At 42.1% G+C, this 994-nt stretch carries 2 protein-coding genes; one reads left to right on the plus strand and one right to left on the minus strand.

What is annotated here, in order from left to right:
- Window positions 1-36: 36 nt before the first annotated feature.
- Complete coding sequence (locus A3762_RS21180; RefSeq protein ID WP_068756883.1) at window positions 37-678, minus strand: arylesterase; 642 nt, start codon at window positions 676-678, stop codon at window positions 37-39.
- A 31-nt stretch (window positions 679-709) separates the two neighbouring features.
- Between A3762_RS21180 and A3762_RS21185 the strand changes: the two genes are divergently transcribed.
- Window positions 710-994: ATP-binding cassette domain-containing protein (locus tag A3762_RS21185; RefSeq protein WP_156493649.1), on the plus strand; the 285-nt coding region annotated here is incomplete at its 3' end.

Below are 994 nucleotides of genomic sequence, written 5' to 3' on the forward strand. Positions count from 1 at the left end.
TGAGACAGAGGGTTTAAGATTCTTAAGAGAATACATTTAATCTGCGTGCAGCTCATCTAAAGCTCTCGTGATAGCAGGCAATACATGATTCAAAATAATTGGTTGTCCATCAGCATTTGGATGAAGCCGGTCTGATTGCATTAGCTCAGATTTCAATGCGACACCGTCAAGCATAAATGGAACAAACTCTAACTCATTTTGCTCGGCTATATTTAAGAAGTTTTGATAAAACCCTTCGGTGTAACGCTTTCCATAGTTCGGTGGGATATGTATGCCCAGAAGAACCACTTTTGCGTTTGCTTGCTTTGATAGGTCAACTAGGGCTTGCAAGTTGTTTTTAATGCCAGGCAATGGAAACCCTCTTAAACCATCATTTGCTCCAAGCTCTATTACAACGACGTCTGGCTGAACGCGCTCTAGATGTCCTGGTAGGCTTTGAAGTCCCCCTACAGTCGTTTCACCGCTGATGCTGGCGTTTGTGATGATTGCTATGTCGTCGATTTCTTTTTGCGCCAGTGCTACCCAACCTTGTTCGTAAGGTATTCCATACGCTGAACTGAGGCTGTCTCCGAGTATGAGTATACGGCTTTTTAATGTGGTCGAAGCTATCGTTGACTGCGTATAAAGCGTTAAGCTTATTAGTAATAAAAACAGTCGCTTGAATTTCGTTTGAGTCATTAGTGCATCTTATTTTTGAGGTTTGTAAACAGTGTTGACTAACACAGTAAACGCGTCTTCGTTATTGGTAGATTCAGTCAGTAAACGAGTAGAACTAGAAACAGGTTCACTGCAGGTTCTTAGTGATATATCTTTCAGTGTACCTGCAGGGGGCAGTTGTGCGCTAGTTGGTCGTTCTGGTTCTGGTAAAACAACGCTTTTAGGCATTCTCGCAGGTTTAGATAACGCGAGTAGTGGTAGCGTGAAAATTGATGAAATAAATATTTCATCTCTATCTGAAGACGAATGCGCAAAACTAAGAAAAGAGCGCGTTGGT

The organism is Oleiphilus sp. HI0125 (assembly GCF_001635355.1).

Bases quoted from the DNA above. Each gene is read 5' to 3' on its own strand.
- A3762_RS21180 (WP_068756883.1), bottom strand. From the start codon at position 678: ATGACTCAAACGAAATTCAAGCGACTGTTTTTATTACTAATAAGCTTA.